We start from the raw sequence: 16,032 nt of genomic DNA, 5'->3' as shown, positions 1-16,032 counted from the left end.
GAGTCATATGTCAATTTTTACATATGAGCTTTCCGATCATGCGAAGACCACGTCCTCGGCGCGGCGGATGGCGCCTTCGCACCAGGCGATGCGGGCGTCACGCTCGATCAGCGCGAACTCGTAGCTCGTGCGAACCCCGATCAACCTTTCGCCGGCGCCGTCCTCGGCCAGGCGCGACTTGGGAACGGCTGACGCTGCGCTCTTCCAGCGTTCCTCGAGCAGGCGCTTCTCGGCCTCGCACTGCTGTCGAAACTGGACGAGCGCCGCCTTGACCGCGTCCCGTCCGATCAGGGCGATGTTGTAGGCGATGAGTACGATCTCATCTTCGGAGAGGCTCTCGCGGGGCTGAAGCAGCCAGCTCGTCAGCCGCGCCTGCCCCTGCGCCGAAAGGCGATATTCCTTCTTGTTCGGCCGACCCTGCTGCTCGACCCACTGGCCCGCGAGGTCGCCTGCCTCTTCCAAAGCGGTCAGCGCGGGGTAGATCTGACTGTGTTTCACGGGCCGGATCAGAGGGATCGGCGCCCGCAGGATCGCGGCCACCTCATACCCGGTGAGCTTGCCGCTCGTGGCGAGCAGCGACATCAACAGCATCTCAAGGGTGTTCGAGGTACGTCTTCTGCTGGTCATGGGCGCCCGATGGAATCTTGATCTCCAGATCGTAAGGGCTGCTTCTCCCGGCACAATTGCGGGAGCGGTGGCCGGATCGGGGACGAACTGGCTGCCCGCTGGGATACGTGTAGGGCTTATCCATTGGGTTCGGCGGCGACTCACCAGCGACAAGCCCCTCACCAGGTCGCTTGGTGGTGTGCCAACCAGCAGACGTCCCGAACGTCGTCAATGAGTTCCTCCCGCTGCCGCTCCAGCCTACGTCCGATTCTGACGTACCCAGCCTCCACAGTTCCTCCCGACATGCTGGAAGCGCTCGACATCACCGAGGCGGAGGCCCTGGGCCTCTCCGAACTGGCGCAGCACGACCTGGCGCTGGCGCGGGACTATGCGCGGCGCGCGCTGGCGGCCGAGGACAACGAGGAGGCCGGGCGGCTGGGGCGCAGCTATCAGCGGGCGGCGCGGTCGTATCGCCAGACGCTGGCGGTCAAGGCGCGGCTGAAGCGCGACCTGGCCGTGGCGGCCCACGCCCGGGCCCAGGCCGAGGCCGCCGCGCCCAAGCCCAGGCCCGGTCAGGCCGCCGTCGCGCGCCGGATCGGCGAGCTGCGCACCGCGCTGCTGCGCCTGGGCTGGGACGAGGCCGAGCGACCTGAATCCGACGGAACGGACGTGGCGCCGGACGGCGGGGGCGGCGAGGGCGCAGCGACCGTCGATTTCGAGACCGCGTGCCGGGACTTCGGCTATCGCCGGGCCGACATCGACGACCTGATCGCCGACGAGCGGGCCAGCCCCGAGTTCTGCGACGAGCCGCTGGACGACCATGTCGCCCGCCTGGCGCTGCACCTGAGGTTCCCGCCCGGCGGCATCGGGCGCTGGCCCGACCTTCCGGACCCGCCGGGGGCCGCCCTGGCGCGAGGCGTCCACGGCATCGACTGGCGCAGTTCGGCGTGAGGCGGGCCGCTGACGGCGCGAAGCGCCCTCAAGACGAGAAAGCCGCGGAAAACGCGGAAACACGCGGAAGGACTCCCGGCCGGTCCCGCTGGCGGGCGCCTTTCCGCGCCTGTCCGCGTTTTCCGCGGTTCCTGTTCCTTTTCGCGCCTGCGGCGCCGGCTCACGCCGGAGCCAGTTCGCCCACCACGAAGGCGTCCTCGCCGTCGCGGACCAGGCCTTCCAGCACGTCGGGAAGGTCATGGGGATCCACGATCAGCACCAGGCCGATCCCGCAGTTGAAGGTGCGGCGCATCTCGTGCTCGGACATGCCGCCGGTCGCCTGGAGCCAGTTGAACACCGGGGGGAGGACCCACGCGTTCCAGTCGAAGCGCGCAGCCAGCCCCTCGGCGATGGCGCGCGGCGGGTTCTCGACCAGGCCGCCGCCCGTGATGTGCGCCAGCCCCTTGATCCGGCCGGCCTTCAGGTGCGGCAGGACGCTGCGGACATAGATGCGCGTGGGCTCCAGCAACGCCCCGGCCAGGGTCTTGCCGTGGGCGAAAGGGCAGGGCGCGTCCCACGCCAGGCCCGAGTGCGTCACGATCCGGCGGATCAGCGAATAGCCGTTGGAGTGCGGGCCGGACGAGGCCAGCCCCACCAGGATGTCGCCCGGCTTCTGGTCGGAGAGGCGCGGCAGCACCTTGTCGCGGTCGACGGCGCCGACGCAGAATCCGGCCATGTCGTAGTCGCCCTCGGCGTACATGCCGGGCATCTCGGCCGTCTCGCCGCCCACCAGGGCGCAGTTGGCCTGCCGGCAGCCCTCGGCGATGCCCTCCACCACGGCGGCGGCCGCCTCCACGTCGAGCTTGCCGGTGGCGTAGTAGTCCAGGAACATCAGCGGCTCGGCGCCCTGGGCCAGCAGGTCGTTGACGCACATGCCCACGAGGTCGATCCCCACCGTGCCGTGCAGGCCGGTCTCGATCGCCACCTTCAGCTTGGTGCCCACCCCGTCGGTGGTGGTGACCAGCAGCGGGTCGTCGTAGCCGGCGGCCTTGAGGTCGAACAGCGCCCCGAAGCCGCCCAGCGACGCCTCGGCGCCCGCCCGGCGGGTGGACTTGGCCAGCGGCTTGATGCGCTCGACCAGCTCGTTCCCGGCGTCGATGTCCACGCCGGCTTGCGCATAGGTGAGACCGTTCGGTCGCTCGGACATTTACGAACCCGGGCTGGAGGTGCAGAGAAACGCGCGCGCGGCCTTGCAGAGTCGGCCGCGCGCGGGGCTATAGCTGATTTATGACGCCGATCACCACCACTGCCGAACTCGAAGCCTTCTGCGCGAAGCTCAAGGGACAGGCGTTCGTCGCGGTCGACACCGAGTTCATGCGCGAGACCACCTACTGGCCGAAGCTGTGCCTGATCCAGGCCGCCGCGCCCGGCGCCGAGGCCGTGATCGACCCGCTGGCCGAGGGCATGGACCTGGAGCCGTTCCTGGAGGTGATGCGGGACGAGTCGATCCTGAAGGTGTTCCACGCCGCCCGCCAGGACGTCGAGATCTTCAACAACCTGAAGGCCATGCCCCGGCCGCTGTTCGACACCCAGGTCGCGGGCATGGCGGCGGGCTTCGGCGAGCAGATCGCCTACGACGCCCTGGTCCGCCAGATGCTGAAGCTGGACATCGACAAGTCCAGCCGGTTCACCGACTGGGCGCGCCGGCCGCTGTCGGATTCGCAGCTCTCGTACGCCCTGGCCGACGTGACCCACCTGGCCAAGCTGTATCCCATGCTGCGCGAGCGGCTGGAGCGGGAGAAACGGCTGGCCTGGGTCACCGACGAGATGGCCGACCTGACCGACCAGGCCAACTACGACGTCGAGCCCGACAACGCCTGGAAACGGCTGCGGCCCCGCCGGCATACGGCCAAGTACCTGGCGGTCTATCGCGCCGTCGCCGCCTGGCGCGAGCGGACGGCCCAGCTTCGCGACCAGCCCCGCGGCCGCATCCTGAAGGACGAGGCCATCGACGAGATCGCCACCCAGGCGCCGACCGACGCCGACGGCCTGGACCGGCTGCGCTCGGTGCCGAAGGGCTTTTCCGGCTCGCGGTTCGGTCCCGACCTGGTCGCCGCCGTGCGCGAGGCGCTGCGTGACCCCGAGGCCTACGCCCCGGTGATCGAGAAGACCCGCCAGCAGAGTTCGCCGGCCGCCGGCGCCGTGGTCGAGCTTCTCAAGGTGCTGCTGAAGGCGCGGGCCGAGGAGTCCGGGGTGGCCTCCAAGCTGATCGCCACGGTCTCGGACCTGGAGCAGATCGCCAACGACGACCGGGCCGACATCGCGGCCTTGAAGGGCTGGCGGCGCGAGGCGTTCGGCGAGGACGCCCTGAAGCTGAAGCGCGGCGAACTGGCCCTGGTGCTGGACGGCGCCCGCGTGCGTGTCGTCGAGGTGCGCCGCGCGCCCAAGGCGGCGGCCGCGCGCTGATCCCCACGTCCCTGGGGATAACCGCAGGCGGTTGTTTGAGCACGGGGATTTTCGGGATCCCTCGTGTTCTCCACATCGGGTCCACCGCCTGTCGGCGCAAGCGCCCACAGGCCTCGTGGCCAGGGCCATTGCCGGCCGAACGGCGTCGGGTGAACCTCCCCTTGCCGAGAGGAACTGCGGCGCGGCGGACCGGGCGACCGGGCGGCGAAGCGGGCAGGCGGCTCTCCAGGGCGGTTTCCGGGGCGACCCGGTTCTCGCGGGAGCGCCGAAGGAGACGGACCCAAGCAAGGCCGGGCGACCGGCGGCGCGACGTTCCCTCCGCCTCGAAGGCTCAGGTCCCCCAACGGATCTGGTTCGGAGGGCGGTGTTCCGGGTGACCGGGGCACCGCCCTCTTCATTTGCCGGGATCAGGTCATTTGGCCGGCTCCGGGCAGGCCAGGATCAGGGCGGGTCCAGCTTCAGCTTCAGCGACTGCGCCAAGGTCTGCGCGCGCCGCGCCGCCTGCTCGCCCAGCAGCATGTCCTCCCATCCCGTCAGGGTGGTCAGCGACAGGCGATCGCCGCGGATGGCCAGCGACGACTTCTCCAGCAGGCGCGGATTGTGGCCCGACAGGTCGCAGCCCAGGCGCAGGGCCGCGCCCAGGGCGCGGGCGCGCTGGCGCCGTTCGCCCGACAGGATTCGCAGCGCCGACGTATCCGGCGGCTGGGGCGAGGCCGAATGGCGGGCGAAGGCCACCGAGGCCAGGAACACCCGCTCGGGGTGGGTCATGCCGGCCAGGGGCGCCCGCAGGATCTGCTCGAACGCCAGGTCGGCGCGATGGTCGGGGTGCAGGCGCGCGCCCAGTTCGGCCAGCCGGCAAGCCGCCGCGACCAGGACGGCGTCGCGCGCCTCGAACACGGGTGTCAGGCGTTCGAACAGCGGGCCGAGCCACGCCTCCAGCGTCTGTCCCAGGTCCGGCGAGATGCCCCGCTGCGCCGTGAGCGCCTCGCAGCCCTCGATCAGCGGGTCGAGGCGGCGAACCTCGGGCGGCATAGCCTCGAACAGCAGGCCTTCCCGGACCCCGTAGGCGGACACCACGATCCGTTCGATGCCCAGCCGCTCGATGAGCCGCTCCAGCACGGCGGCCGAATAGGGTAGGGTCTCGTAGCGCCGCTTCGAGACGCCCTGGATACCCTCCAGCGAGGAGCGCGACTGCCGCTGGACGAAGCGGGCGAGCTCGATCGCGTCGCCGCGCCCGATCTCGTACTGGTGGGCGATATGCAGCGGATAGTCGGCGAGCTGCATGTGCAGGAGCGCCAGGTTGCGCCAGCCCCCGCCGACGGCGTGGAGTGCGGGGCTGGCGAAAGTCCGGGCATGCGGGGCCAGGCGGTCGTCCACCTGGCGTCGCACCCGGTCGGCGTTCAGGGGCTTGGGCGCGCCCAGGGCGAAGGGGCCCAGCGGGAGTGTGATCCCCTCGACGTGCGCCATCCCGTTCAGTCGCACCAACTCCAGGCTCGACCCGCCCAGGTCCCCCACCACACCCTGCGCGTCGGGCTGTCCGCAGAGCACGCCCAGGGCGGCGTAGCGCGCCTCCTCGTCGCCGCTCAGCACCCGGATGTCGAGGCCGGCCTCGGCCTTCACGCGTTCGAGAAAGGTCCGGCCGTCGGCGGCGTCGCGCACCGCGGCGGTGGCGCAGGCCGTCACCCGTTCCGGCGGCCAGCCGTCGAGGACGGCGCGGAACCGGCGGAGCGCGGCGATGGCGTCCTCGACGCCCTCGGGCGAAAGGCGCCGGGAGGCGCCCAGGTCACGACCCAGGCCCGCGACGACCTTTTCGTTGTAGACGGTCCAGAGCGCGCGGCCGTCCACCCGGTAGACGACCAGGCGGACCGAGTTGGATCCGACGTCGATGACGGCCGCCTGACGTCCATCGGGCCGTCCATCGGGGCGGCCGGGACTATCCCCGCGAGGCCACATTTTCGATCGCGCGCGGCATGTCCTTCACCTTCTGCCCGCGACCGGAAAGACTCGGATTGGTCATGAAGTACTCGTGCGCCGAAAAGGCGTTCGGGTGATCCCAGGCAGGATCACGCCTATAGCCGCCGTCGGCGTCGAGGGTCCAGCTTTGCGCCTCGTCCTTCAGGTTGGCGAGCATGATCTGATGCAGCACCTGCTGGTGGACGGTGGGATTCTCGATCGGCGTCAGCACCTCGACCCGGCGGTCAAGGTTGCGCGGCATCCAGTCGGCCGACGAGATGAAGACGCGCGCATGCTGCGACGGCATGGCGTGGCCGTTGGCGAACGCCACGATCCGTCCATGCTCGAGGAAGCGGCCGACGATCGACTTCACCCGGATGTTCTCCGAGAGCCCGGCGATTTCCGGCCGCAGGCAGCAGATGCCGCGAATGACCAGGTCGCAGGGTACGCCTGCCTGGCTGGCGGCGTAGAGCGCGTCGATGATCTCAGGGTCGACCAGCGAGTTCATCTTGGCCCAGATGGCGGCCGGCCTACCGGCCTTCTGGTTCTCGATCTCGCGGTCGATCAGGCGGATGAGGTCGCGCTTCATGGTGACCGGCGAGAACGACAGGCGCTCGAGGCCCACGGGCTGAGCGTAGCCGGTGACGTAGTTGAACAGCTTGGCCGCGTCCCGGCCGAAGGCCGGCTCGGTCGTGAACAGCGAGAGGTCGGTGTAAACGCGCGCCGTGATCGGGTGATAGTTGCCGGTCCCGAAGTGGCAATAGCTGCGGAGCTGCTCGCCCTCGCGCCGCACCACCATCGAGAGCTTGGCGTGGGTCTTGTACTCGATGAAGCCGTAGACGACGTGGACGCCCGCGCGCTCCAGGTCGCGCGCCCACTTCAGGTTGGCCTCTTCGTCGAACCGCGCCTTGATCTCGATGAGGGCGGTGACGTTCTTCCCGTTGTCGGCCGCCTCGATCAGCGCCGCGACGATCGGGCTGTCCTTCGAGGTCCGGTACAGCGTCTGTTTGATGGCCAGGACGTTGGGATCGCGGGCCGCCTGGCGCAGGAACTGGACCACCACGTCGAAGCTCTCGAACGGGTGGTGGACCAGGATGTCCTTTTCGCGGATCGCCGCGAAGCAGTCGCCGCCGTGGTCGCGGATGCGCTCGGGAAACCGCGGCTCGAAGGGCTTGAACTTGAGGTCGGGCCGGTCGGACGGGATGAGCTGGGTCAGCTCGTCCAGGCCCAGGAGCCCGTCCATGACGATGATGTCTTCCGGATTGGCGTGCAGGCTCTCCGAGATGAACGCCCGCAGTTCTTCGGGCGTGGAGGCCTCCAGTTCGACGCGGACCACCGAGCCCAGCCGGCGCTGCTTCAGCCGCGCTTCGAACTCGCGGACGAGGTCCTCGGCCTCTTCCTCGATCTCGACGTCGGAGTCGCGGATCAGGCGGAAGACCCCGTGCGCCTCGACCTCGCAGCCTGGGAACAGGTGGTCGAGGAAGAGCGTCACCAGGCTTTCCAGCGAGATCACCCGTCGCTGGGCCTTGCGGCGGGTCGGTCGGCCGGGCGCGACGTCCCAGAAGCGGGCGACCTGGGCGGGGAGGGGGGCGAGCGCATAGAGCAGCCGTCCGTCCGAGATGCGCCGGATCTTCAGCACCAGCGAGAACGCCAGGTTCGCGATGAACGGGAAGGGGTGCGCCGGATCGATGGCCAGGGGCGTCAGCACCGGGAACAGCTCGGACAGGAAGCGGGGCTCCAGCGCGGCGCGCTCGGCCTCGGTCACTTCGTCGGCGGACACGTAGCGCAGGCCTTCGCCCGCCAGTTCGGCGCGCAGCTCGCGCCAGCGGGTCTGCTGGTCGGCCATGAGATCGGCGGCGGCGGCGTTGACCCGCAGGAGCTGCTCGGCCGGCGTCAGCTCGTCCTGGCTGACCACCCGGATCCCCTCGCGCACCTGGGCCTTCAGGCCGGCCACGCGGACCATGTAGAATTCGTCGAGGTTGTTGGCGCTGATGGCCAGGAACCGCAGACGTTCCAGCAGGGGGTGGCGCGGGTTGGTGCTCTCGGCCAGCACCCGCCGGTTGAAGGCCAGCCACGACAGTTCGCGGTTGAAGAAGCGCGCGGGCGACGAAACCAGATCCTCGATGGCCACGGGCGTCGCCTCCTGCGACGCGGCCAGCGCGGCGGTCGTGGGGGAGACGTCGTTGGGCGGCATCGTTGCTTCTCGGTCGGCGTCAGGCGCGGTTCAAACGTCGCCCGGAAAGGTTAAGGTCCTCATTGCGGCCATCCGGTGACGGCCAGAACGGCTTCACCTTGCGATACGCCTTGAAGGCGCGGTCGGCCGCGTCCATCACCGCGGCTTCGGCCTCGGTGAGACGTCCCACCTCGAGCCCCGCGGCGAAGGCGAGTTCGCCGTTGCGCTTGCCGACGGCCTTCAGGGCGACGGACCGCGCCACCGCCATGTCGTTCAGCTCGCCCAGGTGGTCCTGCAGGGCGCGCAGCGCGGCCACGAAGCGGGCGCGTCGCTTGGGGTGCTCGGTGAAGGCCTCGGCGAAGAAGGCGGCGGCGTAGCGCAGCTTCTTGGCCTGCTTGCGCAGGTCGTGGCGGGCGGCGGCGTCGATCTCCAGGAAACGGCGCGAACGGCGGCGCAGCCGTTGGTCCAGTTGCGCCAGCACCGGCGCGGCCAGGACAGTGACCGGCCCTTCCCGCAGGCGGCGCGAGGCCGCGTCGTCGAGATGCCGCCAGGCGCCGGCCTCGACCCACTCGGCCACGTCGAGCAGCAGCGCGCGGAAGCGGGGCGAGCCGACGGCGTCCACCGCCCGCTCATAGGCCTCGGCCTGGGCGATGCGCAGCGCCCGGAAGAAGGCGGCCCGGCCGTCGTTCTCCTCGATCTCGTCGCGGACGGCCGCCTTCTGGAGGAAGACGTCGATGTCCCGGGCGTCCGACAATTCCCCAGCCAGCCAGCGGGTCTCGGCGCGGAAACGGTTGAAGCCTTCGGCGTCCAGGATCGCCTTGAAGACCGACAGGCCGGCGCGAAGCCGGCGCAGCCCGACGCGGAGCTGGTGCAGGGCGTCGGGATTGTTGGCGCGGCGCAGCAGGTCGGCGTTGCCGGCCACCTGGACCAGCGCGCCCCGCATGGTCACCTGGAACGCCGGAGCGACCGCCGTCTTCGGCCCCACGGCGTTACGCTGGGCCTTGAGCGCGGCGAGGCCGTCGTGGCCCACCAGTCGGTACCCGCGCTCGGCCTTGCTCTCGAAGGCCAGGATCAGGGGCGCGACGTCCATCAGCTGCCGCGCTAGGTCGAACAGCGCCTGTGGCGGCCCGGCCAGCAGCTCCAGTTCCAGCTCGGCGATGGGATCGCGCCGCTCGCCCGCGACGACGGCGCCGGTGTCGAGCGAGACTTCGATCTGGGCCGCGTCCGACGACCAGACATGGATGCGCCGCTCGACCTCGACCGTGAAGGCGGGAGCCAGGGGGGCGCCGGCGATCGCAGCCGCGGCGGGCGTGCCGGCCAGGACGTCGAGGTCGAGGTCCGCGCCGCCGACCCGGGTTTCCCACTCGTCCCTCTGGAAGAGTGCGCCGCCGTCCCGATGCTTGAGGGTCTGGGTGAAGGTCTCGCCCTTGCGGCGGACACGCAGGCTGAAGCCCTGGTCGCGCAGCGCATGGCCGGGCGTGTCGAAATAGGTGGCGTGGAGCTGGGAGACCTTGGCCTGGGCGCGGGGGAAAAGGCTCCCTTCCAGCGCCTCCAGGGCGCCGGCGCCGAGCTGGAACTTGAGTTCAAGTTCCGGGGCGGCCTTCGCGGGGGCCCGCGCGAGCATGCCGGAGGTCCCGTCGGACGTGGCCGGTGCGCCACGGCCCACACCACTGCCGGAAAATGATTCGGCTTGTCTATCGCGCGGGCGAAGATTCTTCCGATTTCGCCGTTCTTCCTCCAGACGCGGGCTCAGGGGGCGGGCTCAGGGGTCGGGTCGATCCCGGGCCTCCAGGATCTGCCGCGCCAGCACGCGGGTCACCGGGCGGAAGCCCTCGTCGCCCGCCTCGTCGAGGCGCTGGACGATGCTCTCCGCATCGGGGATCGAGCGCGGCATCCGCGCCAGGAGATAGGGGTAGACCGCCTCGGGCGGACGGATGTTGCGGTCGCGGAAGAAGCGCCGGAGGACGCCTTCCAGCACCGTGTCGTCGGGCGGGGCGATCTGGGCCACGGGAAGGGCGTTCAGGCGCGACCGCAGGTCGGGCAGGTCGGTGGGCCACGTGGCCGGAAGGGTGCGCGCCGTCAGAAGCAGGCCGCCGCCTTCCTGCGCCGCCAGGTTGATCAGATGGAAGAGCCCCTCGGCGGAGACACCACGGTCGGCGTCCTCCAGCAGCACGGGCCGCCCGGCCGCGGCGCCCAGGTCCGGATCGTCGGGATCGGCGAGCAGGGCGTCCGCCCGGGTGGCCCAGGCGTGCGCCAGGTGCGACTTGCCCGCGCCTTCCGGTCCCAGCAGCGTGAGGCACCCGTCGCGCCAGCGCGGCCACGCCTCGACGGCGGCCACGGCCTCCGCGTTGGAGGGTCCGCGCACGAATTCGTCGAAGGACGGGGGGGCGTCGCGACCCAGGCTCAGCCGCAGTTGCCGCGCCATGACTCTCGCCGGACCGTAGGTTTCACGCCCCGCTTCTAGGCCTGTCCGGGCCGGGGCGCCACTGGCCGCATTGCGGTTACGCCCGTGATCCACAGCGTCGCTGCGCCCGGCCGTCACGGCTGGACGGATTCAGCCCTGGCGCGGCCCCAGTTCGCGCGCGCCCGCCAACGTCCAACCGTCGGGCCTCAGCAGCTCGATGGGCGAGAAACGGACCTTGTAGTCCATCTTCTCCGAGCCCCGGACCCAATAGCCCAGGTAGACATAGGGCAGTCCGGTCAGGCAGGCCTGGATGACGTGGTCGAGGATCACGAAGGACCCGAGGCTGCGCCGCACGGGCGCCGGATCGTAGAAGCTGTAGACCAGCGACAGGCCGTCGCCCATCACGTCGACCAGCGCGCAGGCCAGCAGGTCGCCGGGCCTGCCGTTCGCCGTGCGCGTGCGATATTCCACGACATGGGTGCGCACGGCCGTGTCCTCGACCATCGCCACGTAGTCGGGCCACGTCATCTCGGCCATGCCGCCGGTGGCATGACGGGTGAGCAGGTAGCGGCGCAGCAGGTCGAACTGCTCCATCGTGGCCTCGGCCTCGACGAGGCGGCGCTCGATGTCGTCGTTGCGTGACAGGACCTTCCGCTCGGAGCGCGAGAACACGTAGTCCGCCGCCGGGATCCGCGCCGAGACGCACGCCGAGCACGCTTCGCAGGCCGGGCGGTAGGCGATGTTCTGGGACCGGCGGAAGCCGACGGCGGTCAGGCTGTCGTTCACCGCTGCGCCGTCCGAAAGGGGCAGGTGGGCGAACACCTTCCGTTCGTATCGCTCGGGAAGATACGGGCATGGCGACGGCGCCGTGAGGAAGAACCGGAGCTGTCGGGTCGGGAAGTGTTGCGTCACGGAGCGCGCGGCGCCTCGTCTGCCGGGTGTGTGATCCGATTAGGCGTCATGCCGCGGCTCGGCGCAAGCGGAGTTACAGTCCCGCGTCGGATGGCATCAGCGGCGCCTCTCGCAGCAACACGATGGCGATGCGGCGATTGCCGGGCAGCAGGGGGTCGTCGGGATAGAGGGGCTCGGAGGACGCCTTGCCCGACACCTGGTAGACGCGGTCGGTGTCCACGCCGGACCCCTGCAGGACCTTGCGGGACGCGTCGGCCCGAGCGGCCGACAGCGGCCAGTCGCTTTCCGGCTTCACCCCGCCCGCGCTGGCGCTGGTGTGGCCATAGATGCTGATGCGGTTCGGAAGCTGGTTGATGGTCTTGGAGATCGCCCGCAGCAGGATCCGGGCGCGTTCGTTGGGCTGGGCCGAGCCCTGGTTGAACATCGAACGGCCTTCCTGGTCGATGAGCTGGATGCGCAGCCCCTCGGGCGTCTGGTCGATGATGATGTTCTTGGACAGCTCGGCCAGTTCCGGCATCGACTGGAGCGCCTGACGGAGCGACTGGGCGGCCGAGTCGAACGCCTGGTCCTCGCGTTGCTGGCGCGCCAGCAGCATGGCCGCGGCTTCGGCCTCCTCGGGCTTGGCGGGCTTTCCGGCCTCGCGGCTGTCGCCGTCGTTGGGGTTCTGCGACGAGGGGGCCAGTTCCTCGATGATGTCGCTGGACCCGGCGCTCTTGGAGCCGTCGCTGCCCAGGGCCGAGCCGCCCAGGATGCCGCCGGCGCCCGACATGGTCTGCGATACGCTGGCGGGCGCGAAATAGTCGGCGATGCCCCGCTTCTGTTCGGGGCTCGTGGTGTTAATGAGCCACATCAGCAGGAAGAACGCCATCATGGCGGTGACGAAGTCGGCATAGGCGACCTTCCAGGCGCCGCCATGATGCCCGTGGCCGCCGCCCTTCTTGATCTTCTTGATGACGATCGGCTGTTCGCCCACAGCCATGGTTCACCCGCCTTAACGCTGATTCAGCCGCAAGGTGCTTTGGCCGCGTTAAGATGGGGTTTCGGACGTCGGGGGGCCCTTGCTTCCGCCCGGTTTGCTTCCGCCCGGGAACTGCGCTCAAGCTGCCGGTCACGGACCGGCCAGGGAGGGCCAAGCGACATGCAGACCCGCTTCGTCGAGGCCAACGGCTTCCGCTTCGCCGTGGACGAGATGGGCGAGGGCGATCATCTCGCACTGTGCCTTCACGGCTTTCCCGAGAGCCGGTTTTCGTGGCGCTTCCAGCTCCCGCTGCTGGCGGACATGGGCTATCGCGCCTGGGCGCCGGACCTGCGCGGGTACGGAGAGACCGAGCCCAAGCCGGGCGCCGTCTCGGCCTATGTCATCGACCGGCTGATGGAGGATGTCGCGGCGCTGATCGACGCCAGCGGGGCGAAGCGGGTCACGCTGATCGGCCACGACTGGGGCGCAGGCCTGGCCTGGTCGTTCGCGATCAACCGCGTGCGGCCGCTGGAACGGCTGGTGATCATGAACGTGCCGCATCCGGCGGTGATGGCCGAGAACCTGCGCAGCAACCCCGCCCAGCGGAAGAAGTCCTGGTACATCTTCTTCTTCCAGCTTCCCTGGCTGCCGGAGCGGATGATGACGGCCCGGGACGCCCGCGGGGTGCGGCGCGCGTTCCACGAGATGGCGGTCGATAAGACAAACTTCACGCCCGAGGTGCTGGACCACTATGCCCGGAACGCCCGTCGGCCGGGCGCCATCCGCGGCATGATCAACTGGTATCGCGGCGCGTTCCGCGCGCGGCGGCGGTTGTCCGAGCCCTGGCCGCTGCTGGAGACGCCCACCCTCATCGTCTGGGGCGAGGAGGACGCGGCGCTGGGGATCGAGCTTTTGGACGGGACCGAGGCCCATGTCCGCGACCTAACCATCGAACGCCTGCCCGGCGTTTCGCACTGGGTGCAGCAGGAGGCGCCGCAGAAGGTCAATCCGATCCTGGAGGCGTGGCTGTCGACGCCGCGATGACGGCCGGCAGGATCGCGGCGTCGAGCAGGGGCGCGAGCGGTGTCCGGCCGGGCGTCGCCGGGTCGATCCAGCGCAGGTCCTCGATCTCGGCGCCGGCCTGTGGCGTTCCGTCGATCGCGACGAGATAGGCCGAGGACCTGACGCGGGCGCCGGGCTCGTTGGCCGCCGCCGCCTCGAAGCGGCCGAGCGTCCGGGCCTCCACCAGCGCCACGCCGAGTTCTTCGCGAAGTTCGCGCGCCAGGGCCGGAAGATCGTCCTCGCCCGGCTCGCGCTTGCCGCCGGGAAGCATGAATCGCGCCGTCCCCCGCTTGCGCACCGTCAGCACCCGGCCCGCGGCGTCGCGGATGACAGCGCCCACGACCTCGACGATCATCGGCTCAAAATCGCGGGAGGACGACATGGCGAGGGCGATCCGGGTGCTGGCGGACGGGCTGCATTTCGGCGAGGGGCCAAGGTGGCGCGACGGTCGTCTCTGGTTGAGCGACTTCTACGACCACGCGGTCAAGTCCGTCTCCCTGTCCGGCGATCTGCGCACCGAGTTCGAGATCGACGACCGGCCCTCGGGCCTGGGCTGGACGCCGGGCGGTGACCTGCTGATCGTCTCGATGACGCAGAAGAAGGTGCTCCGGCGCGGGGCGGACGGCGCGGTCTCGGTCCATGCCGACCTCGGCGGCGTGGCCACGTTCCACTGCAACGACATGGTCGTGGACGCCTCGGGCGGGGCCTATGTGGGCAACTTCGGGTTCGACCTGGACGCCGCGATCGAGGCGCGCGGGGTGGAGAGCGTGATCGCGGACCATCCGGCCGCGAGGCTGGCCTATGTGACGGCCGACGGCGAGGTGCGGGTGGCGGCCGAGGACATGCACTTTCCGAACGGCCCGGTCATCACGCCCGACGGCGCCACGCTCATCGTGGGCGAGACCCTGGCCGGCCGGCTGACGGCGTTCGACATCGGGCCGGGCGGGGCGCTGTCGAACCGGCGCGTCTGGGCCGAGACCTGGCCCCGCGTGCCGGACGGGATCTGCCTGGACGCCGACGGCGCGATATGGGTCGCCAATCCGATCGCGCCCGAGTGCGTCCGGATCGCGGAGGGTGGCGAGGTGCTGGAGGTGATCGACACCGGCCAGCCCTGCTTCGCCTGCATGCTGGGCGGTGCGGACGGGCGCACGCTGTTCATGCTGACCGCCGCGACATCCGACCACGAGGCGGCGGCGCGCGAGCGGACGGGGCGGATCGTGGTCGCCGAGGTGGACAGTCCGCGCGCCGGACGGCCCTAAGCCCCCAGCGCCTTGAGCCCCGAGCGCCTCAAGCCCGCAGCGCCTTACGCCCCGAGCATCCGCGCCGCGCGGGGCGCGAAGTAGGTGATGATCCCGGACGCGCCGGCGCGCTTGAAGGCTCCCAGGCTCTCCAGGATGGCGCGCTCCTCGTCCAGCCAGCCGTTCTGCGCGGCGGCCATGATCATGGCGTACTCGCCCGAGACCTGGAACGCGTAGGTGGGCATGGAGAAGGCGTCCACCACCTGGCGCACGATGTCGAGGTACGGCAGGCCGGGCTTCACCATCACCATGTCCGCGCCCTCGGCGATATCGAGGGCCACTTCGCGCAGGGCCTCGGCGTGGTTGGCCGAGTCCATCTGGTAGGTCTTCTTGTCGCCGGGGTTGTCGACGCTGCCGGTCCCCAGCTTTCCGGAACCGATGGCCTCCCTGTAGGGACCGTAGAAGGCCGAGGCGTACTTGGCCGCGTAGGACATGATCATCACGTCCTGAAGGCCCTCGGCCTCCAGCGCCGTCCGCAGCGCGCCGACCCGGCCGTCCATCATGTCGGAGGGGGCCAGGATGTCGCAGCCGGCCAGGGCCTGGACCAGGCCCTGGGCGACCAGCGCTTCGACCGTGGCGTCGTTGACGATGCGGCCGTTCTCCAGCAGCCCGTCGTGGCCGTGGTCGGTGAAGGGGTCCAGCGCCACGTCGCACATGATCCCCACCTCGGGCGCGGCGTCCTTCATGGCCCTGACCGCGCGGCAGACCAGGCCGTCCGGGTCGGCCGCCGAGCTTCCGGTCGCGTCCTTCCGGGCGCCGTCGATGTGGGGGAAGACGGCGATGGCGGGAATGCCCAGGGCGCGGGCCTCCTTGGCCGCGGCGGCGCACTCGGCCACCGACAGGCGCTCGATCCCCGGCATGGACGCCACCGGGACCTTGCCGTCGCCCTCATGGACCACCATCGACCAGATCAGGTCGGACGGCGTCAGCACGCTCTCGCGCACGAGCCGGCGGACCCAGTCGGCCTGGCGCAGGCGGCGCATCCGAAGGGCGGGATAGGCGGCGAGGGGGGCTCTGGTCATGGGCGGGCGGTTTGGACCCGGACGAGGGCGCGCGCAAGATCGCGCGTCATTGACTCCCCCCACCTCGCGCGCTCAACCCCACGGCCATGAATTTCGATCTCACCGAGGACCAGCGGGCGATCGAGGACGCGGCGCGCGCCTTCGCCCTGGCGGAACTGGCGCCGCGTTCGGCGCGCTGGGACGAAGAGGGCGGCCTGGACCGGGCGGTGCTTGAGGCTGCGGCGGGTCTGGGCTTCGCGGGCCTCTAT

15 protein-coding genes are annotated in these 16,032 nt (G+C 70.5%); 5 read left to right on the top strand and 10 right to left on the bottom strand.

Features of this window, described 5'->3' with window-relative positions; all coding sequences use genetic code 11:
* Positions 1-36 precede the first annotated feature (36 nt).
* Positions 37-627, bottom strand: a complete 591-nt coding sequence (locus WG212_RS16985) for a PadR family transcriptional regulator (protein WP_337188301.1) — start codon at positions 625-627, stop codon at positions 37-39.
* 282 nt (positions 628-909) lie between these two features.
* On the opposite strand from WG212_RS16985, the gene WG212_RS16980 reads away from it, so the two are divergent.
* On the top strand, positions 910-1,557 hold the full coding sequence (locus WG212_RS16980) for a hypothetical protein (protein WP_337188300.1): 648 nt from the start codon (positions 910-912) through the stop codon (positions 1,555-1,557).
* Between the two features lie 160 nt (positions 1,558-1,717).
* Here WG212_RS16980 and purM read toward each other — a convergent pair whose 3' ends face one another.
* Positions 1,718-2,743, bottom strand: coding sequence for a phosphoribosylformylglycinamidine cyclo-ligase (purM, locus tag WG212_RS16975; protein ID WP_337188299.1), 1,026 nt, complete (start codon positions 2,741-2,743; stop codon positions 1,718-1,720).
* Positions 2,744-2,823: 80 nt separating this feature from the next.
* Between purM and rnd the strand changes: the two genes are divergently transcribed.
* Positions 2,824-4,002, top strand: a complete 1,179-nt coding sequence (rnd, locus tag WG212_RS16970; RefSeq protein WP_337188298.1) for a ribonuclease D — start codon at positions 2,824-2,826, stop codon at positions 4,000-4,002.
* 441 nt (positions 4,003-4,443) lie between these two features.
* On the opposite strand, the gene WG212_RS16965 is transcribed toward rnd, so the two are convergent.
* From WG212_RS16965 to WG212_RS16940, 6 genes are all read right to left on the bottom strand, one after another.
* Positions 4,444-5,955 carry a Ppx/GppA phosphatase family protein gene (locus WG212_RS16965; protein ID WP_337188297.1) on the bottom strand — a complete coding sequence of 504 codons (1,512 nt, stop codon included), beginning with the start codon at positions 5,953-5,955 and terminating at the stop codon, positions 4,444-4,446.
* Positions 5,936-8,149: an RNA degradosome polyphosphate kinase gene (locus tag WG212_RS16960; RefSeq protein WP_337188296.1), complete on the bottom strand. Its 2,214-nt coding sequence runs from the start codon at positions 8,147-8,149 to the stop codon at positions 5,936-5,938. The genes WG212_RS16965 and WG212_RS16960 overlap by 20 nt, the downstream gene beginning before the upstream one ends.
* Positions 8,150-8,168: 19 nt before the next feature.
* Positions 8,169-9,752 (bottom strand): CHAD domain-containing protein, encoded by a 1,584-nt coding sequence (locus WG212_RS16955; protein ID WP_337188295.1) that lies wholly within the window; start codon positions 9,750-9,752, stop codon positions 8,169-8,171.
* Between the two features lie 138 nt (positions 9,753-9,890).
* Positions 9,891-10,553, bottom strand: coding sequence for a chromosomal replication initiator DnaA (locus WG212_RS16950; protein WP_337188294.1), 663 nt, complete (start codon positions 10,551-10,553; stop codon positions 9,891-9,893).
* A gap of 129 nt (positions 10,554-10,682) precedes the next feature.
* Positions 10,683-11,444, bottom strand: coding sequence for an arginyltransferase (locus WG212_RS16945; protein WP_337188293.1), 762 nt, complete (start codon positions 11,442-11,444; stop codon positions 10,683-10,685).
* A 73-nt stretch (positions 11,445-11,517) separates the two neighbouring features.
* Complete coding sequence (locus WG212_RS16940; protein WP_337188292.1) at positions 11,518-12,423, bottom strand: flagellar motor protein MotB; 906 nt, start codon at positions 12,421-12,423, stop codon at positions 11,518-11,520.
* Positions 12,424-12,582: 159 nt separating this feature from the next.
* Here WG212_RS16940 and WG212_RS16935 point away from each other — a divergent pair, with 159 nt between their 5' ends.
* The gene (locus WG212_RS16935) at positions 12,583-13,446 is read left to right on the top strand and encodes an alpha/beta hydrolase (RefSeq protein ID WP_337188291.1); all 864 of its coding nucleotides are present in this window, start codon (positions 12,583-12,585) and stop codon (positions 13,444-13,446) included.
* On the opposite strand, the gene WG212_RS16930 is transcribed toward WG212_RS16935, so the two are convergent.
* Entirely contained in the window at positions 13,406-13,846 is a 441-nt protein-coding gene (locus WG212_RS16930; RefSeq protein ID WP_337188290.1) for an NUDIX domain-containing protein, read from the bottom strand. The genes WG212_RS16935 and WG212_RS16930 overlap by 41 nt on opposite strands.
* On the opposite strand from WG212_RS16930, the gene WG212_RS16925 reads away from it, so the two are divergent.
* Complete coding sequence (locus WG212_RS16925; RefSeq protein WP_337188289.1) at positions 13,845-14,723, top strand: SMP-30/gluconolactonase/LRE family protein; 879 nt, start codon at positions 13,845-13,847, stop codon at positions 14,721-14,723. The genes WG212_RS16930 and WG212_RS16925 overlap by 2 nt on opposite strands.
* A gap of 44 nt (positions 14,724-14,767) precedes the next feature.
* Here the strand turns inward: WG212_RS16925 and hemB are convergent, their stop codons facing one another.
* Positions 14,768-15,784 (bottom strand): porphobilinogen synthase, encoded by a 1,017-nt coding sequence (hemB, locus tag WG212_RS16920; RefSeq protein WP_337188288.1) that lies wholly within the window; start codon positions 15,782-15,784, stop codon positions 14,768-14,770.
* An 86-nt stretch (positions 15,785-15,870) separates the two neighbouring features.
* Between hemB and WG212_RS16915 the strand changes: the two genes are divergently transcribed.
* Positions 15,871-16,032 (top strand): acyl-CoA dehydrogenase family protein (locus WG212_RS16915; protein WP_337188448.1); only part of this gene is annotated, 162 nt, incomplete at its 3' end.

It is taken from the genome of Phenylobacterium sp., from assembly GCF_037189685.1.
Classification (GTDB): Bacteria; Pseudomonadota; Alphaproteobacteria; order Caulobacterales; family Caulobacteraceae; genus Phenylobacterium.
Note: the sequence above shows the minus strand (reverse complement) of the source record. Positions and strands in the feature narration are given on the sequence as shown.